Below are 21,723 nucleotides of genomic sequence, written 5' to 3' on the forward strand. Positions count from 1 at the left end.
GCGGGTCGATTCATAGATCATATTATGGCCAAGGCTGGCCCGATCGTATAGACCTAGTGACGCTGCAAATGGGGTAGATCGCACATCGGTGCGGCGGCTTTCCCCAATGAGTAGGGTTGCGTCAGGGTGTCAAACGTTACTATTCGCATCCGCCGATAGTCTGGCACAACTGGCGGATATGCAGGCGGTCGTGCTGCGCGGTGAAGTAGGCCATCTCGAGGAACGTGGTGGGCCCGAAGATGCTGTGCCGTGCCGATCGATTCCAGGTTGCAGGAGTCACGGTTTCGATGAAATCGATCGTGTTCTGGCGTTCTTTCAAGAACACGTATGGCAGCAGTGCATGTGCCGATCGGAACAGCGGATAGTCGGACGGCGCAGGCGGATCGGTGGGCTGAGTAACGAACGGGTCAACTTCGACCGCGATGCGTTCCAACCGTGGGCGATGAACGTTTCGCTCGTACTCGGTGAGGTGGCACATGATCTCAGCCGGCGACCACTCCTCCGGAAATGGGTGCTGATCCCAATATCGTGGCGGCATATCCGCGACGACTCCGAATATCGATCCGAGGTTGCCCAACCACTGCGGCACGATCGCGCGACTTGTGATCGCAGGTGGCATCCAGTCGGGTAAGCACGGAATGTCATCGAGGAACTGATCAAGCGTTTCCCAGTTCAGGTGCCGCGTATGCAACCCGACAATTCCGGCAGCCTCGACATCGTAGACAGGTTCGTCACCGACCATCACGGCTTCGTCCGGTTCCAGCCCGCAGCGGGCTAGAATCTCGCCGTAGTAGGCCGGCGACGGCTTGGTGAAGTGCATGTTGTCGGCCGTGGTGACGAAGTCGTAGTATGTGAAGTCGCCCGGGAGCCCCGCCCAAATTAACCGCTGCCGAATCGCTTCCTCGGGGTACACCGGATTCGTGGCGATCACGACCTTGTAGCCGGCACCGCGCACCCGGTCGATGACGACCTCGGCCGCTGGGGCAGGCGAGGTATTGGAGCGCAGTTCCTTGTACTCGGTCTCGTAGAACTCCGTGAACGCCTCGCTCAGACCTTTCGCAGACAGCGGCAAGATGCGGTGCAGCAGCATCCAGTAGACATCGAGGTTGGTCTGCCAAATGTTGCGCGGGCCGGCCATGATCTGAACGCCTTCGCGCAGCTGTTCGCCCGGCTCGATGTTCCAGCGTCGCTTGAAGAAACGGTTGATGCGCGAAACATAGCCCGTTACGAACTCGGGGGTAGGATTGCGCAGCAGGGTGTTGTCGAGGTCGAACAACACCGCCTTAATCACGTTCGTCGTCCTCGAGCGCGCGCCGGAAAAGGTCGAGGCCGGAGCTCTCCTGTGCGTCTTGCGGGCAACCGACATACGGGTCGGGGATCGGAATGTCGTGCTTGAGGCAGTGCGCCGAAACCGTGATCTTGCGCCCGAAGCCGAGCATTCCTTTAGAGATGATCAGCGTCAGTTCCATATTTTGGGAAGCGTTGGCGTTCAAGATGTCCGGCACGGGGCATTTGCTGCAGTCACTTGGCCGCCAGTGCAGCGAGTTTGGATTGAGTTTGGCGAGCCGGCATTCCTGTACACTGCGCCCGCGAAAATAGTCCTCGTAATAGTGTTTGCATTCGCGGCCTGCGGGTGTCTTCATGGGTGCGTTGCCTCCACACGCTAGGCGAAATACTGCAGCGCCAATCGTACACGCTCCTCGACATCGTCCGGCGCGTCATGCGGCAGGGCCTGAACGGCCGACTGCGCCTCAACGATGCTGTAGCCCAGTGCCACCAGCGTATCGATGACGTCGCTATTGATGTCGTTGAACGCCATGACCGGCGCGGAATCCAGCCCGACCGCAAGTTTGTCCTTGAGCTCGAACAGAATCTTCTGCGCAGTCTTTTTTCCGATGCCTGGCACCCGGCTCAAGATTTCGGGGCGGTCGGCGACGATGGCATTGCGCAGGGCATCGCCCGATAGTGTGCTAAGGATTGCAAGCGCGACCTTCGGGCCGACCCCGCTGACGGTGAGCAGCGTCTCAAACAGGTCGCGTTCGGCGGGCGTCATGAAGCCGTAGAGCGTCATCGACTCCTCGCGCACGACCATGCTGGTATGCAGAATCAGGTGCTCGCCGATGCTACCCGTGACCGTCGGCGGCCCGTAGACTTTGTAACCAACTCCTCCGCACAACAAGATCACGTGGTCACGCCCGTCGACCGCTACGGTACCCTGAAGAAGCGCAATCACTGCCATCCTCCGATCGCATTGAACCGCGCGCTGTGAATATCGGTGATAGCCACGGCGAGCGCGTCGGCCGCATCGTCAGGGCGGGGGATCTTGTCGAGGTTGAGCATCATGCGGGTCATTTCCTGCATCTGCTTCTTGTCGGCGTTGCCATATCCGGTCAAGCTCTGTTTGATCTCGGCTGGTTTGTACTCCGTAATTGGCAGCCCCGCTTGATGCAGTGCCAGCAGGATTACGCCGCGTGCGTGGGCGACGTTGATGCCCGTCGTCACGTTCTTGCCGAAGAACAGAACCTCGACGCCCGCACGATCAGGCTGGAACTGCTGGATCACCGCCGTCAGCGAAGTGTAGATCGTTTCCAGCCGCTCCCAAAGCGGCGTGTGCGCAGGTGTCGAGATAACATCGTAGGAGACTGCTTGCAGCGCCCCGTCGGGGAGTTCTCGCACCAACCCGTAACCGACAATCGCCGTTCCGGGGTCGATGCCCAGTGAAAGCACCGCGTTAGGCCGTTTCTAGCGCGGCGATGACGGAGTCGCTCACAAGTAGGTTAGACGCTACGGACTGCACGTCGTCCAATTCCTCGAGCGCTTCCTGCAGCTTCATGTTGGCGACGGCCCGCTCAACCGGCAGTTCGGTTTCGTTGCTCGGTTTCCAGAACAGCTCCGATTCGTCCACCGTGTAGCCCGCCTCGGTAAGAGCGTGCTCGACAGCGGCGAGCATCTCGCGCGGCGTATAAACCGAGAAACCATCATCTTCTTCGACGACGTCTTCAGCGCCTGCGTCCGCGGCGGCCATGAAGAGCGAGTCGAATTCGACACCGGCAACGGCGATCTTGATATACCCCATTTGGGTGAACTGCCACGCGACCGATCCCGCCGACGCCAACGATCCGCCGGCACGGTTGAACACGCGCTTGATGTCGGCCAAGCTGCGATTCTTGTTGTCGGTGAGGACGTCGATCATGAACGCGATACCGTCGGTCCCGTAGCCCTCGTAGGTGATTTCTTCCATCGCGGCGCCTTCGAGCTCCCCGGTGCCACGTTTGATCGCACGCTCGATGTTGTCACGCGGCATGTTGGCGGCACGCGCCTTGATGATTGCGAGCTTGAGCTTCGCGTTGGCGCTTTCGTCCCCGCCACCATCGCGCGCGGCCAACATGATGTCACGGGCGATTCGGGTGAATATCTTTCCGCGCTGCGCGTCTGCGGCCGCTTTGGCACGCTTAATGGTAGACCACTTACTATGGCCGGACATCGTGAGCTGCTCCGAAACTGTCGTGGTTTTGGCTGATTATGCTATTATAGCCGACGGCCCTAGCCAAGTCGAGACGGGTGCGGCTGTGCAGCTTTAGCGCGCCCGCGCAGAGATGACGTACTTGGCAGGCAGTCGAAAGGTCATGCTGTGGAACCCCTGACGTACGAAGCACCGCAACCCATGTCGCTCAATCTGCAGCGAACTGCGTGGGCGGTGCTCATCGCGTCGTTCGTCGCGTTTTGCGCCCTGATCACCGTGTCGGCGCTCGGACTGTACAACTTTCTCTTTCAGTCTACTGTGCCGATGGCAATCTATGCAGAGGTCAGCCGCGGTTCGCTGGGAATTACCGGCGCCGACCTGCGCGAGGACGTCGAGCGGGGCTCACGGGTTATCAGCATTGGCAATATCGTGCGGCCCAATGAACAGGAATCGCAGGGTGTCATTGCGCTGCGCGATCCGCAGCTTGACAACCAGTTTGTGGGCAGTGTCGCGCTCATCGGTGAGACGACGTCGACTGCAGTCCGCACGGCCGAGCGCCCGCGTTTCGAGTGGGGTACGTCTGGCTATGTCGCCACGTTTGGCTCGGCTCAGGGGCGTTTCGAGGTCATACTTGCCAGTGGCTTGCCGCGTTCCGCGGAATTGACGATTCGCTCTGCACAGGGAGCGCAGGTGCGCGTTCGCCAGCCCGGAAGGTACGACATCGAGTTCCGCGACGAGACCGTGACGGTGTTCAGCCACGGTGGGACAGCATCGTTGATTCCTCCGGCGCAGAGTGTCGAATACGCCATTACGACAGGCAGCGGCAGTGAGTACTCGTTGCAGTCGGGTGTCCTACGGGCACTGGTGCCGACCATTAACCTGATTCAAAACAGTAGTTTCGAAGACGTGATGCTGCAGTCAGACCGGAGTGCGCCCTTGAACTGGGCATGCAGCCACACCAACGTCGAGGTCAACGCGCCCCGTGGGACATTCACGGTTCAGAATCAGGATGGACGCAGCGTGCTCAGCATGTCCCGTGCCGGGGGGGCCCTGAGCAATGGCGAGACGATCTGCCAGCAGGGTTTGGCACGTGGCGAAGTCTGGCAAGACATTTCGCAGTACGAGACGCTCAACCTGATAGCAGAACTCAACATCGCGTATCAGTCGCTTCCAGTGTGTGGGTTCGTCGGTAGCGAGTGCCCGCTCATGGTCCGCATCGACTATATCGACGCCAGTGGCGATCAGGGCGAGCTTATCTTCGGCTTCTACTCCCTGCCCGGCCCACCGGAACGCTACGCCCAGACGTGTGAAAGCTGCCGGGGACCACACGTGCGCCTGCAAGAAAAGGCGTGGTACACCTTCGACAGCGGCAATCTGCTCGCTGGCTTCACTTCCGATCAACGCCCGGTGGCCATCTCACGGATTCGTTTCTACGCGTCCGGCCACCAATACGAAACACGGGTCAGCCGTCTCGAACTAACCGCCACCGACGTCAATCCTTAGTGAATCAAACGACCCGCCGGTTTAGGCGGGTCGCGGTTGTCTAGCAGAGTTGGACTAGAGACCGCTTCTGCGAGCGTCCTCTTCCGTCCACTGATTCAACGCGGTCCGCGCCACCTTCGGAGCGCGCGCTCGCGCGGGACCTTCAACGAACCCGAACGCGAATGAGGCGAGCAAGGCGATGCCCAGAATACCGAAGCCGATGGGCAGGATCGCAGCGCCGTGCCCGCTGAGCAGCCCGGTGAGAACCGTCGGCAGAATCGCGACGAAGCCCATACACGCGATCAGGTTGAGTATCCGCGCGGGCAGCCCCCCATAGACCTTTTCGCGTCGTTCCGAACTGCGCGCAGTCAGTGGACCCGCAGTGAGGGCAAACGCGCCGCCTACGAGCAGCATAAGTGTCGTCGAATCCATGAGCCGTACTGACCCCCTCGGAAATTATCTAGGTCGCGACTCGGCCCCAGACATACGTCGGGCCGAGCCGCATGGTTTGTAGACTAGAACAGCGGGTAGATGATCGGTGCCAACACAGATGAGCCACCCGCGACGATAATCAGCCCGAAGATCAGTAACACGACGATCATCGGGATCATCCAATACAGCTTCCGTTGCCAAAGAAAGGTCATCAGCTCGCGCATGATGCCGACGCGGCCAGCAACCGCGTTCGAACCCACCGAACCCTTCAGCTCACTGGGAAGCGTGTCGTGGTCTTGTATGAATTCGGTCATCGGTGGGACTCCTTCGTGCAATCTGGGTAGCGGATCGGCTAGGGGCGACCAGGATAACCATCAGACGACGCGTGGCGCCTCAACTACAGTCGGTATCTACTTCAGCGGGCAGGCGCAGTTCATACACCTGCCCGTTCAGCCGAACTTGCTAGAACAGCGGGTAGATGAACGGCGCGAGGAAGGACGAGCCACCCGCGACGATGATCAGGCCGAAGAGCAGCAGTACGACGATCATCGGGATCATCCAGTACAGCTTACGCTGCCAGAGAAACGACATCAACTCGCGCATCACGCCGACGCGTCCGGAGACTGCGTTCGAACCGCCCGAACCCATCAATTCGCTAGGAAGTTTGTCGTTATCGGTAGAAAGCTCGGTCATGGTCGGGGTTACCTCTTCTGGCCTACGATTTGGATGGCTTGCGTACGAGCAGCGTTTCCATGACCAACAGGTCGATGTCGCTGTTTACGAACGTGTTCAGAGCGTTTGCCGGCGTATTCACGATCGGCTCACCGCGCAGGTTGAATGACGTGTTCAACACAACAGGCACGCCGGTGAGCTGCCCGAACCGCTCGATGACTCCATAGTAGCGCGGATTCGTCTCGCGCTCAATCGACTGCAGCCGTCCGGTTCCCTTGTGCACAACCGCCTGTATCTCATTCTGCTTCTCTTGGCGCACAGGGGCGACCATCAGCATGTAGCGCGGGGCTTCGTGCTCTTGTACCTCGGGATAATCGAAATACTCACGGGCACGGTCGCGCAGGATGACCGGCGCAAACGGGCGGAACGGCTCGCGGAATTTGATCTTCGTGTTGACGACTTCCTTCATCGCCTCGGTGCGCGGGTCGGCAAGGATTGATCGTGCGCCAAGCGCGCGCGGGCCCCATTCGAAGCGACCTTGCATCCAGCCGATGACCTTGCTGTTGGTCAGTTCCTCCGCTACCACGTCGAGCAGCTTGTCGGGGTTGTCCTCAAACGACTCAAACTTGATCCCGTTGTCCGTAAGCACCTTGGCGATTTCGCCTTCGGTGTAGGATTGGCCCCAGTACGCGTGTGGCATGACCCACTTGCGCGGCTTGTTGAGCACGACGTGCCACGCCCAAAGCGCAGCACCCAGCGCGCCGCCATCGTCACCCGATGCGGGCTGGATGTAGATTTCCTTGAACGGAGTCTCGTTCAACAGGCGCCAATTGGCCTTGGTGTTAAGCGCGACGCCGCCGGCCATGACCAGCGTGTCGAGGCCGGTCTTAGCGTGTAGGTGATGGCAGATCGAGATCAGGGCGTCTTCGGTGGCCTTCTGGATCGTCGCTGAGACGTCCGCGTAGTGCTGGTTCAGCTCCATCGCGGCGCGCTCGCTCGCCCGCTCAGGGTTCGTCTCCATCGTGAAGAAGTCGGACTCTGCTGGGCGTGGTTCACCGAACAGGTCGACAAACTTTTGGCTGAAGCTGCTGTCCGCCGAATGGGCGAAACTAAAGTAGTCGAGGTTGAGCCGGAAGCTGCCGTCGTTGGGATTAAGATGGAAGACCTTCTCCATCTTGTCCATGTAACGCGGTGTGCCGTATGGCGACATGCCCATGACCTTGTACTCGCCGTTGTTGACCCGGAAGCCGAGCCACGCGGTGAAGGCCGAGTAGAGCAGGCCGATCGAGTGCGGAAAGCGCTGTTCGGAGAACAACGTGATGTCGTTGGTGCCGGTCTCGCCATCCCAGAAGCTGCGTGCCTGACCGAGCGTCGTTGTTGTCCACTCACCGACGCCATCGCACGTGAGCACCGCGGCTTCCTTGAACGGAGATGCGAAGAACGCGCTCGCGGCGTGGCTCATGTGATGGTCGCAGAACATCAGCTTGTTCGGGTCGATGCCTAGCCGGTTGACGATGATGTTCTTCGCCCACAGCTTCTCGCCCATCCAGGCGAAGATCGCCTCGCGCCACACGCCCGCCGACTTGGGGAACGTGTTCAGCGTGGTCTGCAAAATGCGTTCGAACTTGTGCAGCGGCTTCTCATAGAAAACCACGTAATCAAGGTCGTTGACGGTAATGCCCGCCCGCCGCAGGCAGAACGCGATCGCCTGAATGGGCATGCGGTTGTCGTGCTTGCGGCGGCTGAAACGCTCTTCCATCGCCGCAGCAACCAGTTCGCCGTCACGAATTAATGCAGCGGCGGAATCATGGTACAGCGCCGAAATTCCGAGAATGTACATTTTTGCCTACCACTGATTCCGAGCGGATTTGATGTCTCGACCTACAGGATGGCGCTCTACCCAGCCGACTTCACCCTTACGCTGAAGCGGGTCGGTCAAGAACCGGGAGATCAGGCCAAACGGTATGAGGATGGTGTAGTAGAACGCAGTGATGATTACGCGTCCCTGTACTTCGCCGATGATCTTCGAGATCAACTTAAAGCGTTCCCAACCAAGTTTTATCCCTGAAGGCACGACATTTCCTCGGCGGCAGCCTATCTGGTCGATGAGTCAGCGGGTCATCATATCACCCGCGCCAAATGAGCGTCTAGTCAGAAGTCCGACGATTGACCGACGCCGAACGGGCGCCCTGTGTCGCCTACGGCTCGTAGTAGCTCTTCCCGTGCAGCGCCTCAGGAAGATAGTCCTTGTCGGAGTACATCTCGTAGCCCTCGCCGTAGCCTAGCTCCTTCATCAGGCCGGTTGGGCTGTTTCGCAGCATCAACGGGATCGGCAGGTTACCATGACGCTGCACATCTTCCAGCGCCGCGAAATAGGCGTCGCCTGCCGTTCGGCTCTTGGCCGCAAGCGCCAGATATGCCGCGCCCTGCGCAAGGTTGAATTGACATTCCGGTAATCCAACCGTCTCTACCGCGCGGAAGACCTCGTTGGCGACGACCAGCGCCGTTGGCTGAGCCAGCCCCACGTCTTCGCTGGCGAAGATCACCATCCGGCGTGCGATGAACTTCGGGTCCTCTCCGCTGTTCACCATCCGCGCAAGATAGTAGAGCGCAGCGTCGACCTTGCTCGCACGCATCGACTTGATGAACGCGCTGATCGTGTCGTAGTGCTCTTCGCCGGCGCGGTCGTAGCGCAGATGCTTGGACTGCAGCGCCGCCTTGAGGTGTTCGAGCTGCAGCACGTCAACCGGGTAGAGCGAGTGCGCGGCTTCGAGGACGTTGAGGGCTTGCCGGGCATCGCCATTGGCGTAGCGTGAGAGGAAGTCGACGGCATCCGGTTCAGCGTCGACGGCGAGCGCTTCCAGCCCGCGCCGCACCACCTCAACCAGTTCCTCTTCCGTGAGCGAGTTGAGCACAAAGACCTGCGACCGTGAAAGCAGCGCCGAGTTCACCTCGAAGCTCGGGTTCTCCGTCGTCGCTCCAATCAGGATCAGCGTGCCGTCTTCAACGTACGGAAGCAGAAAGTCCTGCTGCGCTTTGTTGAACCGGTGGATCTCGTCCAAAAACAGCACGACACCGCGCTCGTCGCGCTCGTCCGCGCTGTCGAACAGAGTCGGTGCCTTCTTGACGGTCTCAACAATTTTCCGGATGTCGTCCTTGGACGCCGACACCGCCGACAGCCCGACAAAACGCCGCCCGGTCTGAGTCGCAATGATGCGTGCGAGCGTCGTCTTTCCGACGCCCGGCGGCCCCCAGAAGATCATCGAGTGGACCGCTTGATTCTCGACTGCCGCGGTCAGCGGCTTCCCCGGCCCGATCAAGTGGCGCTGACCGATGACCTCGTCCAACGTCTGTGGACGAAGCCTGTCAGCGAGTGGTGTGGAAGGTACGCGAGTCGTCATGCCAACGATTCTATAGGCGCTTCGCCCGTGCCACAAGCGCGGCTCCGTGGTACAACTAACCCGGACAATCACGGCTAGGAGCACCCCATGAACAAGCGGACAATGCTTGTGATTCTTGACGGCCTCGGCATCCGCGAGATGCTGCACGGAAATGCCGTCAAACAGGCCACAACACCCAATATCGATCGCTGGATGACTCAGCTTGAACGGTCGATCATCGATGCCTCGGAAGAGGCTGTCGGGTTAACGCCGGGACAGATGGGCAACAGCGAAGTCGGTCACCTGAATTTGGGCGCTGGCCGCGTCGTGTATCAAGACATCACGGCGATCAACGTTTCGGTCCGCGACGGCTCGTTCGCCACAAACGCCACCCTGCTCGGCGCGCTGGACGCGGCGCGGTCGAAGGGTGGTCGCGTTCACCTGCTGGGTCTCGTGAGTGACGGCGGTGTGCACAGCCACATCGACCATCTGATGGCCCTGCTCAAGTTGACCAGTACCAGCGGATTGCAGACTTTCGTGCACGTCATCACCGACGGGCGCGACACGCCGCCCACCAGCGGGGTGGGGTACGTTGCACAGGTCGAGGCTGCGCTGGCAGACCGGCCTGACGCCAAAATCGCGACCGTTTCGGGCCGTTACTATGCGATGGATCGCGACAAGCGATGGGAACGTACGCAGCGTGCATTCGACGCGATGGTTCACCGGCGCGCGCCAGTTGCAGACAGCGCCGTCGATGCGATAAACGCATCTTACGCCCGCGACGTTACCGACGAGTTTGTCGAGCCGGTCATCATCGGCACCGACAGTGACGCCGCGATCAGGCCGGGCGACAGCGTGATCTGCTTCAATTTCCGCGCCGACCGTATGCGGCAGATTGTTCAGGCACTTGTCGTTCCGGAACGCATTTCGTTCCCGGGCGCTGCTGTGAACGGCCTGCATGTAGTGACGTTCACCGAGTACATGGACGACCTTCCGGTCGCGGTCGTATTCGGCAAGGACAGCCTCGTCAACACGCTGGCCGAGGTGTTGAGCGCGTCGGGGCTGCGCCAGTATCACAGTGCTGAAACCGAGAAGTATCCGCACGTCACGTTCTTCTTCAACGGCCGGCGCGAAGATCCGTGGCCGGGAGAAGACCGGCGGATTATCCCCTCGCCAAAAGTTGCCACATACGACCTCAAGCCAGAGATGAGCGCCTACGAGCTGACCGAAGCCACGCTGGAGCGCATCAATGCCGGAATTGATGACTTCATCCTGATCAACTACGCCAACCCGGACATGGTCGGGCATACCGGCGATCTATCTGCGGCCATCAAGGCGGTAGAGACGGTCGACGAATGTGCCGGAAAGATCGTCGCCGCCTGGAATGCTGCCGGCGGGGTCGCAATCGTCACGGCGGATCATGGCAACTGCGAGCGCATGATTGAGGAAATGACAGGCCAGCCTCATACTTACCACACGACCAATCCGGTATCGCTGTTCGTTATTGGCGAAGGGTACACCAAGCTGCGTCCACGCGGGGCGCTGTGCGACGTTGCGCCGACCGTGCTCGATCTGATGGGCGTGCCGCAGCCCGCTGAGATGACGGGACACTCGCTCATCGAGCGCGCTTAGTTTACTACTGCGAACGAACCGGCCCGATCCATGCAGATCGGGCCGGTTCGTTTGGTGTTAGCGGGCAACGGGGTCTTCCACGGCAGGTTCCGCGGGGCGCCGTCGCGCAGCCGGGTTGACGATGATCTTGACGCTGCGATCGTATGTGAAATACGACCATACCCAGTTTAGCAGCACGCTGAGGCGGTTGCGGAAACCCAGCAACCACAGCAAGTGCAGCATCAGCCACGTCAGCCATGCGATGTAGCCCGTGAGTTGAACGCGATTGAACGGCCACGCGACGGCCCGGCTGCGCCCGATTGTCGCCATCATGCCTTTGTCGAAGTAGACGAACGACTTGGCTTCGCGTCCTTCTAGCGCCGCGACGATGTTGGCCGCGGCGATCTTCGCCATCTGGATCGCAACCGGAATTACCTGCGGGTGCGGCTGGCCGGTCGCGGGATCGACAAGATACGCCATATCTCCGATGACGTATACCCCTTCGAGTCCGACAGCCGTCAAGTCTCCGTTGACCGGAATCCGCCCGCCCCGCTCGAGTGAGACGCCGAGGCTGCGCGCAAGCGGCGATCCCTCGATACCAGCCGCCCAGACCAGCGTGTGGGTTTCGATGGTCGTGCCGTCAGACAGGGACACCGCACCGGGTCTCGCGTGCATGACCTTCACGCCGAGCCGCACGTCGACACCGAGCGACTCGAGCTGGCGGACAGCCGCCGCGCGGAGTCGTTCGGGATAAGGAGCCAATAGCCTGTCGGTCGCCTCGATCAAGACAACCTTTGGTTCTAGGTCGGCGATCTGCGGATACTCGCGCTTAAACACGAAGTTGTACAGCTCGAACAGCGAACCCGCTGTTTCAATGCCGGTCGCACCCCCGCCCACAACGACCATGGTCGTCATCGCACGACGTGCCTGTGGATCGTCCGTCCACGCGGCTGCCTCGAACTGTCGCAGCACATGGTTGCGGAGTTCAAGGCTGCCTTCGAGCGTCTTGATGTCGAAGCTGAACCGTCCGATTTCAGCATTCCCGAAGTAGCTGGTTACGGTCCCAGCGGCCAACACCAGATGGTCGTACGGTTCGATCACACTGCCGTCGTGTGCAGTCATAGTGACTGTCTTCGCGTTTGTATCGATCGCACTGACGGTTCCTAGCAGGAATCGCAAGTTCGATTGGCTGCGCAGGATGCCACGGACCGGATACGCGATGTCGCTGGGATCGAGCCCGCAGGTTGCAACCTGATACAGCAGGGGGGTGAACGTGTGGTAGTTGTTACGGTCGACGAGCAAGATATCGACCGGGGCTTTGCGGAGCCCTTTCGCGACGTTCAAACCGGCAAAGCCTGCACCTACGATGACAACTCGCGTGCGCTGCGTTTTCATCGGACGCCTCCTATTCCCTCGATTACCCCATCGTATCAGATTGTGAACTTCGTCACAATAAGTCCGGGCCGTTCGGCAGATGTTCTCACCAACTATTGGGGCGTTATAATCATCGCCTGAATTCGAGAATTGCACAGAACGAGATGGTGAAATGCCCCGCGCACTCCTTAGTGTGTACGACAAGACTGACCTCGTGCCATTCGCGGCCGGGCTGCACGAGATGGGCTGGGATCTGGTCGCCAGCGGCGGTACCGAAAAGGAACTGGTCGCTGCCGGTTTGCGCACTACGCCCGTGGAGCAGTTGACAGGCGAGCCCGAGATGCTCGGCGGGCGCGTCAAGACGCTGCATCCCGCGATCCACGCCGGCCTCTTGGCGCGCGATCGTGATAGCGACAGGGCAGAGCTGCAGGCGCATGGCTACGCACCGATCAACATGGTTGTTTGTAACCTGTACCCGTTTAGCCAAACGGTCGCGCGGTCCGGGGTAACGCTTCCTGACGCCGTCGAGCAAATCGACATCGGTGGCGTGACGCTCATACGTGCAGGGGCCAAGAACTTCTTCAACGTGGTCACGGTATGCGACCCATTCGACTACCCGCGCGTGCTGGCCGCACTGCGCGCCGCCGGTGAGGTCGATATGCCGATGCGCCGCGAGCTAGCGGTCAAGGCGTTTTCTCACACGCGGGATTACGATACGGCGATTCACGCGTACTTGGCCCGCGCGGCAGCGCCCGTAGTGACCGAGGACCAGCCTCTCCCCGACCAGCTCTCGATCGCCGTTCACAAGGTGGAAACCCTGCGTTACGGCGAGAATCCGCACCAGTCCGCGGCGTATTACAGCACATCCGAAGGGGAGGGGCCATTGGGAGGCATCCTGCTCAGCGGAAAGGCGCTCAGCTACACCAACATTCTCGACGTTGACGCTGCGTGGCGCGCGGCTTCCAGTTTCGATGAGCCAGCGGTCGTGATCGTGAAGCACTTGACTCCGTGCGGAATCGCCGTAGGGCAGACCATTGCCGAGGCGTTTCCGAAGGCGCTGGCGTCCGATCCGCTGTCGGCATTCGGCTGCGCCATGGCTGTAAACCGCGAGGTGGACGAAGCGTTCGTTGATTCGCTTGGATCCCTGCTCATCGACGACCTTGCCGCGCCCTCGTTTTCGCAAGGAGCGCTAACGATACTGTCGTCCAAACGCAAGAACTGTCGCCTTATGCAGATCCCGATCCCTTACAGCGGTATCGACCTCGAGATCCGGTCGGTGCATCGTGGTTACCTCGTACAGCACGCGGATATCGGCGACCCGGACGGCACGCAGATGAAGGTGGTCACGAATCGACCGCCGACCGAGGACGAACTGGCCGCAATGAAGTTCGCGTGGAAGGCGATGCAGCACGTCAAGAGCAACGCGATCGTCATTGCAGGCAAGGATGCGACATACGGCATTGGCGGCGGCGTGACGAGCCGAGTGGACGCCGCGCGATTGGCGGTGACGAAGGCAGGCGAGCGCGCGAAAGGCGCGGTCATGGCGTCGGATGGCCTGATCCCGTTCGCTGATGGCCTGGAGGCCGTCGCCGAGGTCGGAGTCACGGCGGTGGTTCAGCCGGGCGGGAGCATCCGCGACGCCGAAGTCATCGAGGCGGCGAACCGCTACAATATCGCGATGGTCTTCACGGGTGTACGACACTTCAGGCACTAGGCCGCGCGGGTGGCTCGGAGATAATAAACGGGGCGGACCACTGGTGATCCGCCCCGTTTAGTTGCGGTCGCAACTCGGCACTAGGCCTTCGCCTTGAGCTCCGAGAGCCGTTCCGCATTCTTGGCAAATGATGCCGACATCTCCGCAAGCGAGTCGCGCTCGCGTTGGACGACTTCAGGCCGCGCACGGCTGGTAAAGCCCTCGTTGGCCAGCATCGACTCGCTCTTGGCGATGCGCGCCGCCAGCGCTGTTTGTTCTTTCTCGAGACGTTCGATCTCTGCCGCGTAATCGATCAGGCCGGCCATCGGCAGATAGAGCACAGCGTCGCTAACCACGACCGATGCCGAGTCTTCTGGCGCGGCTGAGACGAACGTCACCGCCGGCACGTTGCACAGCCGGGCGAATAGGAACGCATGCGTCTCGATATTGGCGCGATGGCTGCCCGGATTGATCGCCGCCGTCACCTTCTTGCTTGGCTCGACGCCGTATTCGGACCGCACGAGTCGCACACTGCGGATCATCTCGATCAGCACGTTCATATCCGCTTCAGCTCGGTCATCGACGCGAGATGTGTCCAGCGTCGGCCACGGCGCGACGATGATCAGCCCGCTGCGAGCCGGCAGATAACTCCAGATTTCCTCGGTCACGTACGGCATGAACGGGTGCAGCAGGCGCAGACTGGCTTCCAGAACGTGGAACAGCACGTTCAACGTCCGGTCGCGTGCCGCGGTATCCTCGCCATACAGCGCATTCTTGCTCGCCTCGATGTACCAATCCGCGAACTCGTCCCACAGGAACGCCCGGATCTGGCGCCCTGCCTCACCGAACTGGTAGATGTCGAACAGGTGCTGCACACTGTCGATCAGCCTATTCAGGCGGCTGAGTATCCACCGCGATGGCACATCCAATTCGCCCAATGCGGGCAGTGAGGGCGTGAATCCATCCGGCAGCGCGGACGTGACGAAGTTGGTCATCTGCCACAGCTTATTGACGAACTTCCACTCGCTCTCGACACGGTCGACATCGAGGTTGACATCGTTGCCGGGCGTGCCGCTGGTGATCAGCGTCAGGCGCAGCGGGTCGGTGCCGTACTTATCCATAATGTCGAGCGGATCGACGACGTTGCCAAGCGTCTTGCTAATCTTGCGGCCGAATTTGTCGCGGACGAGGCCATGCAGGTACACCGTGTGGAACGGAGCCTGATCGGTGAACCACAGCCCGAACATGATCATGCGCGCCACCCAGAAGAACAGGATGTCGTGCCCGGTCTCCATGACGTGCGTTGGGTAGAAGCGCTTCAGATCGTCAGTTTGCTCTGGCCAGCCCAGCGTGCTAAACGGCCACAAGCCGCTGCTGAACCACGTGTCGAGCACGTCGTTGTCCGGCGTCCAGCCATCTCCAGCGGGTGCGGTCTTGCCAACGTGAATCTCGCCGTTCGGCCCATGCCACGCCGGAATCCGATGCCCCCACCACAGTTGGCGGCTGATGCACCAGTCCTCGATATTCTCGAGCCAGTGGAAGAACACCTTCTCGAAGCGTTCGGGCACGAAGCGGATCTTGCCCGTGCGCACGGCGTCGAGCGCCTTGTCGGCCAGCGGCTTCATGCGCACCCACCACTGCTCGGACAGCAGCGGTTCGATCACTTCGCCGCCGCGTTGGCTGCGTGGCACGACCATCGTGTGCTCTTTGACCTCGATCGTCAGGCCGGCGGCCTCCATATCAGCCCATATAGCCTTGCGCGCATCGAAGCGATCCAGACCGGCGTACTTGCCGCCGTTCTCGTTGATGGTGGCATCCTTGTTCATCACGTTGACCAGTGCAAGGCCGTGCCGCTGACCAATTTCATAGTCGTTGAAGTCGTGCGCAGGCGTGATCTTAAGCGCGCCGGTGCCGAATTCGCGGTCGACATACTCGTCCGCAATGACCGGGATTGGTCGGTTCAAGACAGGAACGCGCGCGGTCTTGCCGATCAGGTGACGGTATCGATCGTCCTCGGGATGCACGCACACGGCGGTATCGCCCAGGATGGTCTCAGGACGGGTCGTAGCGACTGGCAGGAAATCACCCCCGTCAATCGGGTATTTGAAGAAGTACAGCTTGCCGGCCTCTTCCTCGCGCTCCACCTCGACGTCGGAGACGGCCGTCTGCAAGCCCGGCGACCAGTTGACGAGGCGCGGGCCGCGGTAAATAAGCCCCTGCTCGTGCAGGCGGATGAACACGTCGTTCACCGCGCTCGACAACCCTTCGTCGAGCGTGAACCGTTCGCGCGACCAGTCGCACGACGCGGCAAGGCGGCGGAGCTGTCGCGTGATGGTGCCGCCAGCCTCGCGCTTCCACTGCCAAGTCCGCTCGATGAAGGCCTCGCGGCCGATGTCGTGACGTGAAGTGCCTTCGGCCTCGAGAAGCCGCTCGACCACCAGATGGGTGGCGATGCTGGCGTGGTCGGTGCCGGGCACCCATAGGGCGGCTTTGCCGCGCATACGCTCATAGCGGATCATAAGGTCTTCGAGCGACGCGAACAAGGCGTGACCGATATGCAGCGCTCCGGTAATGTTGGGCGGCGGCATCGAAATGACAAATGGCTCGGCGTCTGGTCCGGCAACTTCCGGCTTGAACCAGCCTTCGCGCTCCCAGCGCTCGTAGATGCGCTGTTCGGCCTCGGCAAAGTCGAAGTTTTTGGGCATGGGTTCGGGCATGTGTGTGCTCCTGACTCTCTAGCGGCTCGCGGATAACGGCTTGCGTGCGACGAGCACCCGCTCGGAACGGTCGGGTTCGTCGGTGATGTCGGAAAAGCCCTGCTCGAGCAGGACGACCTTGACCTCGTCGGTCGACAGCGGGCGGTAGCGTACTCGCCGCTTTACCGTCGTGTAGCCGGGGCGCTCGCTGCCCTGTACGATGAACAGGTTTTGCGTCGCCAGTACCGGCGGACCATCGTGCCATTCCCAAATGTCGAACGTGATGAACTCGCTTCCATCGTCGTTTTCGTGTACGAAACCGGGGATGAACTGGGGCCGATCCTCCATGAACGGGGCGAAGTCGCGCATTCCGATGACGAGCACGCCGCCGGGACGCAGCAGCTCGTGGAAGATCATTAGGGTCGTCTCGATCTCCTCGTCCTCGAGCAGATGAGGCAGGCTGTTGCCCTTGCACACGATCGCGTCGAACGGGCCGCTGACGATCTCCTGCAAGTGCAAGAAGTCGATCCGCTCGAACTGGATCTTCTCCAGCACGCCGTATTGTTCAGCGATTTCGCTGGCTTTGCGCAGCATGCCTGCGCTCGGGTCGCACGCCACGACATCGAAGCCCAGCTTAGCCAGCGCGACGGACTGTGTGCCCGCGCCGCAGGCGGCGTCGAGCACGCGCTCGACGCCCTTGTTGCGGAAGATCGCGCGCAGTGACAAGCCCTCGCGGTCGAGCTGGGCTTCCCAATCTCTGTAGAACAGGGGATAGTGCTCGGCGATCGAGTCGTAGAACGCGTTTGTGTCGTTGGTCCGCTGCATCGCGTACTCCAGAAAACAAAAAGCGCCATTCACCACACAAGGGCGAAAGGCGCAAGCTCCGCGGTACCACCTTGATTCCGTGTCGGGAAGACACGGCACTCGAACGCTGTAACGGGCTGGCCCGGCGCGGCTTACCCACGACGCGAGTCGCTTCTGCCGCGCAGCTCATGGGTGACGTTCGTTCGAACCGGATCGGCGGCCGCTTTCAGCCAAGGCGGGCGCTCTCTGCGCGGGGTCGCGAACTACTCTTCCCAATCGGTGCTGTTATGGGTATTGCGATGTGTGATCACTGTAGCACGGGGCCGTCGCAGGCGTCAATCCCTCGGATTTGGGGCAAGTGACGGTAACACGCTCACCGTTGTATTTCGGTCGGAGGCGGCTGTATCATCCCACATAGCTTAGGTTAAGGGTTTGAGTGCGAACGATGCAGGAATGGGTTGTACTGGCGGCGGTAATGCTGCTCGGGCTAGCGGGCTATTGGTCGCTGGTGATCTTTCCGAAGCAGCGCGAATTCAGCAAGCGGCAACGGCTGGTTCGCACGCTGGCAGAGGGCGATGAGGTCATCACCGCCGGTGGATTCATCGCGCAAGTCATCGAGATTCGCGGTGACGAGGGCATCGCCGTGATCGAGATCGCGCCGGGCGTACGGGTCCGCGCTGTAACGGCATCGCTGCTTCAGCAGTTCGATCCCGAAGAACTGGCTCGCAACGCGCAGATGGGCCGCCAAGCGGAAGAGGCCGGTGAACAGCATGCTTAGCTTTGTGCGCCGGCAGCTTGAGGCCAGCATGTAATGAAGCGTACGGTGCGCTGGTTCACGCTCCTGTCATTTGCAGCGGTCATCGTTGTTGGTGTGCGTCAGTCTTCTGTCGCGGCTCAGGGTATACCGACGGTTGCTCAGGCAGACGGCGCCGAATCAACCGGGATTCCGCTCGAACTGGTCGATCTTTCCGGGCTGACGGCCGCCGACACCGCGCTGCTGATTGACCAACTGATACTGACGACCGCTCAGGTCGAGCGTGGCGTGTCGAGCACCACATTGTCGGACGCGGTGCCGCCGCGCCATTTGCACCCGGTGACAAGCCAGCCGTTTACAACAGTATTGACCGGTGCTGCCGTTGCGCACGCTGAAGCGCACTTTGACTCGATCACTGGCAGCCACCGGGTCGACGTTGAACTGAGTGATGCTGGCGGCGAAGTGTTGGCTACGTTCACGGAGTCGCGTATCGGCGAGGCGATGGGCATCGTCGTTGACGGGCGAGTCGTGTCGGCGCCGATTGTCCGCACCCGGCTCGGTAAGCGATTTGTCGTCGAAGGCAGTTTCAGCGCGGAGGAGGCGCGAGAACTGGCGGCTCGGCTGATGAATGCGAGCCCATTGCCGCGGGACGCTTTCCCGGATATCAGCGATCTCCAACTTCTTCCGGTAGATTTCAGCTTGATCGTAGACTCAATCGGTGCGATTCTTCTTCTCGTTGTGATCCTGCGCTTGTAGAGTCACCGACCACATAGCATCAATCGTTCAGTCAGAGGGTGGAAAGACCGGCGCACGAAGCCGTTCTTGCCCTATGTACTGCCGGACGGGTCTATCTTCTGGCTCGCACTCATTCCTCACGGGCACAACGCGGCCTATGCCAATTCAGCCATGTGGCTGATCACGGCAAGCGGCCAACAGGGAGAGGTTATCGATGACACGTTATTACCGATGGATGGTACTCGTTACCCTCCTAACGGCATTTGCGATCTGGGTCGCGACGCCGCTGTCCAACGGGTTCACGCTCGACACGGACAACGACGGCCAGCCCGACCTCGCGATCAATGAGCAGCCCCTAGGCCTCGATTTGGTTGGCGGCGTGCGCGTGCTGCTCGAAGCTGCGTTGCCATTCGGGACGTACTCCCGTGACGACTTGCAGCGCGCTGCCGAAAATGTCGAGCGCCGCGTCAACGGCCTCGGACTGACTGAGGCGACGGTACAGGTCGTCGGAGACACGCGCATTCTGGTCGAACTGCCGGGTGTAACCGACAAGCAGCAGGCCGTCGATACGATCAAGGCTACGGCGCTGCTCGAGTTTGTCGACTTCGGCGGGCTGAGTGGGGGTGAGGTCTCAAGCCTGATCGATCAGCGCGTGCTCACCACTGCGCAGGATCAACTGCTGCGCGCGCGTGAAGAGGCAGGCGATGCGGGCGCGCGGGCGTTTGCACCGACAATTTTGAACCCACGTACAGGTCAGCCGTTCAGCACGGCATTGACCGGCGCCGACCTTGCGGCGGCAGCGGCGCAGTTCGACATCAACTCCGGTGACTTCTACATCGCTGTCGAACTGACCGACGCAGGCGCAGCAGCGTTCTCAACCTACACCGGGTCGCGGGTTGGTGAGCCAATGGCGATCGTGCTTGACAGCGTCGTGCTGTCAGCCCCGTACATCCGCGACCGGCTCGATCGACGGTTCGTCATCGAAGGCGACTTCACCCAGGACGAAGCCAACACCCTCGCGCTTCAACTGCGCAGCGGTGCGCTTCCGATCCCGCTGCGGGAAGAGGCCGTGACCGACGTCGGAGCGACGCTCGGGCAGCAGTCCGTCAACCTGAGCATCCGCGCCGGCATCATCGGCGTGATCGTCGTGTTGACGTTTATGGTGTTGTATTATCGTGTTCCAGGCACCGCGGCCGCGCTGGCGTTGCTCGTGTTCGCAGTCCTCAATCTCGCAATATTCAAACTGCTGCCGGTCACGCTCACACTGCCAGCGATCACCGGGTTCCTCATCTCGATCGGGACGGCGGTCGACGGCAACATCCTGATCTTCGAACGCATCAAGGAAGAACTGCGGGCCGGCAAGCCTCTCGGCACCGCGCTCGACAACGGCTTTAGCCGGGCCTGGGGCTCGATCCGGGACTCGAACACGTCGACCATCATCATCTGCGCGGTGCTCTTCTTCTTCGGCCAAACGCCCGGAGCAAGCGTAGTCAGCGGCTTCGCGATCACGCTGATCCTCGGCCTGGTCATCAACCTGTTCACGGCCACGATTGTGACGCGGACATTCCTCTATATCCTCGCGCAGTGGCTGCAGAAGCCGCTGACCGAGCGCAAATGGCTGTTGGGCGCGTAGGCGCGGGCAAGGACGACACACATGTTCAACTTGGTAGAACGCCGGCGCTGGTTCTTTCTTCTCTCGGCCGCGGTCATCCTGCCCGGCATCATCGCGATGGTCTACTCGACGCTCACCACTGGTGCGCCGTTTCGGCTGAGTATCGAATTCGTCGGTGGGAGCATCTATGACCTGCGATTCGAGGAAGAAACGGTCACGGAGGACGCCCTGCGCGACGTGTTCGCGCGTTACGACGGCGCGAACGTCACGGTTCAGCGCAATGTCGACAGTGGCGGAAACGAGCGATGGTCGGTACGCGGTTCGTTTCTCGAGCAAGCTGTCGTCGACGACTTGTTCAACGATCTCGAATCAATCGCCCCGCTCGACCGCGAGAGCACGTTGACGGAACGTGTTAGCGAGACGATCGGGGCGGAAGTTGCTCGCGCGGCGTTCTTCGCCGTGTTTGCCGGCGGAGTTATCGTAACGCTGTTTATCGTAGTCGCATTCCGTACAGTACCGAAGGCGTTGCGCTACGGCCTGTGCGCGATTGCGGCGATGATCCACGACGTGCTGGTGGTCATGGGGGTTGCATCGATCGCCGGGCTGCTGCTCGGGTGGGAGGTCGACGCGCTGTTCCTCACGGCCGTATTGACCATTCTTGCCTTCAGCGTGCAGGACTCGATCGTATTGTTCGACCGCATCCGCGAGAACATCCCGCGCTATCTGGGCGAACCGTACGAGACCATCGTCAACCGTAGCATCTGGGAGACGATCCACCGCTCGCTCGCGACGCAGCTCAACGCGTTCTTCATCATGGCAGCGATCCTGCTGTTCGGCGGCGACACCATCAAGCAGTTCATCGCCATTCTGTTCATTGGACTGTTGAGCGGGACGTACTCGTCGATCTTTACGGCCGTGCCGCTGCTGGTGGCGTGGGAGAAGGGCGAAATCCCGCTGATGTCACGGCTTGGGTCGCTTGTCCCGCCGCCGCTTCCTGTCGAGGAGTAGAAGCTGC

General features: G+C 60.9%; 21 protein-coding genes and 1 other annotated feature. Of the genes, 7 read left to right on the forward strand and 14 right to left on the reverse strand.

Features of this window, described 5'->3' with window-relative positions:
- Positions 1–139: 139 nt before the first annotated feature.
- Genes IPM16_05055 through IPM16_05075 form a run of 5 tightly spaced genes read right to left on the reverse strand, consistent with a single transcriptional unit; the run spans position 140 to position 3,484 of the window.
- On the reverse strand, positions 140–1,291 hold the full coding sequence (locus IPM16_05055) for an HAD-IA family hydrolase (GenBank protein ID MBK9122477.1): 1,152 nt from the start codon (positions 1,289–1,291) through the stop codon (positions 140–142).
- Positions 1,284–1,643, reverse strand: a complete 360-nt coding sequence (locus tag IPM16_05060) for a hypothetical protein (GenBank protein MBK9122478.1) — start codon at positions 1,641–1,643, stop codon at positions 1,284–1,286. The genes IPM16_05055 and IPM16_05060 overlap by 8 nt, the downstream gene beginning before the upstream one ends.
- A gap of 20 nt (positions 1,644–1,663) precedes the next feature.
- A complete protein-coding gene (ruvA, locus tag IPM16_05065) occupies positions 1,664–2,233 on the reverse strand; it encodes a Holliday junction branch migration protein RuvA (GenBank protein MBK9122479.1) in 570 nt (189 codons plus the stop codon).
- Positions 2,230–2,727: a crossover junction endodeoxyribonuclease RuvC gene (gene ruvC, locus IPM16_05070; protein MBK9122480.1), complete on the reverse strand. Its 498-nt coding sequence runs from the start codon at positions 2,725–2,727 to the stop codon at positions 2,230–2,232. The genes ruvA and ruvC overlap by 4 nt, the downstream gene beginning before the upstream one ends.
- A 4-nt stretch (positions 2,728–2,731) precedes the next feature.
- Entirely contained in the window at positions 2,732–3,484 is a 753-nt protein-coding gene (locus IPM16_05075) for a YebC/PmpR family DNA-binding transcriptional regulator (GenBank protein ID MBK9122481.1), read from the reverse strand.
- A gap of 180 nt (positions 3,485–3,664) precedes the next feature.
- Here IPM16_05075 and IPM16_05080 point away from each other — a divergent pair, with 180 nt between their 5' ends.
- Positions 3,665–4,966: a hypothetical protein gene (locus IPM16_05080; GenBank protein MBK9122482.1), complete on the forward strand. Its 1,302-nt coding sequence runs from the start codon at positions 3,665–3,667 to the stop codon at positions 4,964–4,966.
- Between the two features lie 54 nt (positions 4,967–5,020).
- Here the strand turns inward: IPM16_05080 and IPM16_05085 are convergent, their stop codons facing one another.
- From IPM16_05085 to IPM16_05110, 6 genes are all read right to left on the reverse strand, one after another.
- Positions 5,021–5,377 (reverse strand): hypothetical protein, encoded by a 357-nt coding sequence (locus tag IPM16_05085; GenBank protein ID MBK9122483.1) that lies wholly within the window; start codon positions 5,375–5,377, stop codon positions 5,021–5,023.
- Between the two features lie 83 nt (positions 5,378–5,460).
- Positions 5,461–5,691, reverse strand: coding sequence for a hypothetical protein (locus tag IPM16_05090; GenBank protein MBK9122484.1), 231 nt, complete (start codon positions 5,689–5,691; stop codon positions 5,461–5,463).
- 148 nt (positions 5,692–5,839) lie between these two features.
- Positions 5,840–6,025 carry a hypothetical protein gene (locus tag IPM16_05095; GenBank protein MBK9122485.1) on the reverse strand — a complete coding sequence of 62 codons (186 nt, stop codon included), beginning with the start codon at positions 6,023–6,025 and terminating at the stop codon, positions 5,840–5,842.
- A gap of 67 nt (positions 6,026–6,092) precedes the next feature.
- On the reverse strand, positions 6,093–7,889 hold the full coding sequence (locus tag IPM16_05100; GenBank protein MBK9122486.1) for a carbamoyltransferase: 1,797 nt from the start codon (positions 7,887–7,889) through the stop codon (positions 6,093–6,095).
- Positions 7,890–7,895: 6 nt separating this feature from the next.
- Positions 7,896–8,123 carry a hypothetical protein gene (locus tag IPM16_05105; GenBank protein MBK9122487.1) on the reverse strand — a complete coding sequence of 76 codons (228 nt, stop codon included), beginning with the start codon at positions 8,121–8,123 and terminating at the stop codon, positions 7,896–7,898.
- A 124-nt stretch (positions 8,124–8,247) separates the two neighbouring features.
- Positions 8,248–9,450, reverse strand: a complete 1,203-nt coding sequence (locus tag IPM16_05110) for a replication-associated recombination protein A (protein ID MBK9122488.1) — start codon at positions 9,448–9,450, stop codon at positions 8,248–8,250.
- An 87-nt stretch (positions 9,451–9,537) separates the two neighbouring features.
- Here IPM16_05110 and IPM16_05115 point away from each other — a divergent pair, with 87 nt between their 5' ends.
- The gene (locus IPM16_05115; GenBank protein MBK9122489.1) at positions 9,538–11,061 is read left to right on the forward strand and encodes a 2,3-bisphosphoglycerate-independent phosphoglycerate mutase; all 1,524 of its coding nucleotides are present in this window, start codon (positions 9,538–9,540) and stop codon (positions 11,059–11,061) included.
- Positions 11,062–11,118: 57 nt separating this feature from the next.
- Here the strand turns inward: IPM16_05115 and IPM16_05120 are convergent, their stop codons facing one another.
- Complete coding sequence (locus tag IPM16_05120; GenBank protein MBK9122490.1) at positions 11,119–12,435, reverse strand: NAD(P)/FAD-dependent oxidoreductase; 1,317 nt, start codon at positions 12,433–12,435, stop codon at positions 11,119–11,121.
- A 151-nt stretch (positions 12,436–12,586) separates the two neighbouring features.
- Between IPM16_05120 and purH the strand changes: the two genes are divergently transcribed.
- Positions 12,587–14,128, forward strand: a complete 1,542-nt coding sequence (gene purH / locus IPM16_05125) for a bifunctional phosphoribosylaminoimidazolecarboxamide formyltransferase/IMP cyclohydrolase (GenBank protein MBK9122491.1) — start codon at positions 12,587–12,589, stop codon at positions 14,126–14,128.
- 80 nt (positions 14,129–14,208) lie between these two features.
- Here the strand turns inward: purH and IPM16_05130 are convergent, their stop codons facing one another.
- Positions 14,209–16,824 (reverse strand): valine--tRNA ligase, encoded by a 2,616-nt coding sequence (locus tag IPM16_05130; GenBank protein ID MBK9122492.1) that lies wholly within the window; start codon positions 16,822–16,824, stop codon positions 14,209–14,211.
- Positions 16,825–16,842: 18 nt separating this feature from the next.
- Entirely contained in the window at positions 16,843–17,628 is a 786-nt protein-coding gene (locus tag IPM16_05135; GenBank protein MBK9122493.1) for a class I SAM-dependent methyltransferase, read from the reverse strand.
- 35 nt (positions 17,629–17,663) lie between these two features.
- Positions 17,664–17,896 (reverse strand) — a binding site (T-box leader).
- Between the two features lie 156 nt (positions 17,897–18,052).
- Between IPM16_05135 and IPM16_05140 the strand changes: the two genes are divergently transcribed.
- From IPM16_05140 to secF, 4 genes are all read left to right on the forward strand, one after another.
- Entirely contained in the window at positions 18,053–18,385 is a 333-nt protein-coding gene (locus tag IPM16_05140; protein ID MBK9122494.1) for a preprotein translocase subunit YajC, read from the forward strand.
- 33 nt (positions 18,386–18,418) lie between these two features.
- Positions 18,419–19,117 carry a hypothetical protein gene (locus tag IPM16_05145; protein MBK9122495.1) on the forward strand — a complete coding sequence of 233 codons (699 nt, stop codon included), beginning with the start codon at positions 18,419–18,421 and terminating at the stop codon, positions 19,115–19,117.
- Positions 19,118–19,310: 193 nt separating this feature from the next.
- Complete coding sequence (gene secD, locus IPM16_05150; GenBank protein ID MBK9122496.1) at positions 19,311–20,729, forward strand: protein translocase subunit SecD; 1,419 nt, start codon at positions 19,311–19,313, stop codon at positions 20,727–20,729.
- A 21-nt stretch (positions 20,730–20,750) separates the two neighbouring features.
- Positions 20,751–21,716: a protein translocase subunit SecF gene (secF, locus tag IPM16_05155; GenBank protein ID MBK9122497.1), complete on the forward strand. Its 966-nt coding sequence runs from the start codon at positions 20,751–20,753 to the stop codon at positions 21,714–21,716.
- Positions 21,717–21,723: the final 7 nt, after the last annotated feature.

Source organism: Candidatus Flexicrinis affinis (genome assembly GCA_016716525.1).
Classification (GTDB): Bacteria; Chloroflexota; Anaerolineae; order Aggregatilineales; family Phototrophicaceae; genus Flexicrinis; species Flexicrinis affinis.

What these genes read in the sequence shown, in the direction of transcription:
- IPM16_05130 (MBK9122492.1), bottom strand. Translation starts at nt 16,824, where the DNA reads ATGCCCGAACCCATGCCCAAAAACTTCGACTTTGCCGAGGCCGAACAG.
- IPM16_05110 (MBK9122488.1), bottom strand. Translation starts at nt 9,450, where the DNA reads ATGACGACTCGCGTACCTTCCACACCACTCGCTGACAGGCTTCGTCCA.
- IPM16_05085 (MBK9122483.1), bottom strand. Translation starts at nt 5,377, where the DNA reads ATGGATTCGACGACACTTATGCTGCTCGTAGGCGGCGCGTTTGCCCTC.
- IPM16_05140 (MBK9122494.1), top strand. Translation starts at nt 18,053, where the DNA reads ATGCAGGAATGGGTTGTACTGGCGGCGGTAATGCTGCTCGGGCTAGCG.
- purH (MBK9122491.1), top strand. Translation starts at nt 12,587, where the DNA reads ATGCCCCGCGCACTCCTTAGTGTGTACGACAAGACTGACCTCGTGCCA.
- IPM16_05145 (MBK9122495.1), top strand. Translation starts at nt 18,419, where the DNA reads ATGAAGCGTACGGTGCGCTGGTTCACGCTCCTGTCATTTGCAGCGGTC.
- IPM16_05100 (MBK9122486.1), bottom strand. Translation starts at nt 7,889, where the DNA reads ATGTACATTCTCGGAATTTCGGCGCTGTACCATGATTCCGCCGCTGCA.
- IPM16_05060 (MBK9122478.1), bottom strand. Translation starts at nt 1,643, where the DNA reads ATGAAGACACCCGCAGGCCGCGAATGCAAACACTATTACGAGGACTAT.
- IPM16_05090 (MBK9122484.1), bottom strand. Translation starts at nt 5,691, where the DNA reads ATGACCGAATTCATACAAGACCACGACACGCTTCCCAGTGAGCTGAAG.
- IPM16_05120 (MBK9122490.1), bottom strand. Translation starts at nt 12,435, where the DNA reads ATGAAAACGCAGCGCACGCGAGTTGTCATCGTAGGTGCAGGCTTTGCC.
- IPM16_05095 (MBK9122485.1), bottom strand. Translation starts at nt 6,025, where the DNA reads ATGGGTTCGGGCGGTTCGAACGCAGTCTCCGGACGCGTCGGCGTGATG.
- IPM16_05080 (MBK9122482.1), top strand. Translation starts at nt 3,665, where the DNA reads ATGTCGCTCAATCTGCAGCGAACTGCGTGGGCGGTGCTCATCGCGTCG.
- IPM16_05115 (MBK9122489.1), top strand. Translation starts at nt 9,538, where the DNA reads ATGAACAAGCGGACAATGCTTGTGATTCTTGACGGCCTCGGCATCCGC.
- secF (MBK9122497.1), top strand. Translation starts at nt 20,751, where the DNA reads ATGTTCAACTTGGTAGAACGCCGGCGCTGGTTCTTTCTTCTCTCGGCC.
- IPM16_05135 (MBK9122493.1), bottom strand. Translation starts at nt 17,628, where the DNA reads ATGCAGCGGACCAACGACACAAACGCGTTCTACGACTCGATCGCCGAG.
- secD (MBK9122496.1), top strand. Translation starts at nt 19,311, where the DNA reads ATGACACGTTATTACCGATGGATGGTACTCGTTACCCTCCTAACGGCA.
- IPM16_05075 (MBK9122481.1), bottom strand. Translation starts at nt 3,484, where the DNA reads ATGTCCGGCCATAGTAAGTGGTCTACCATTAAGCGTGCCAAAGCGGCC.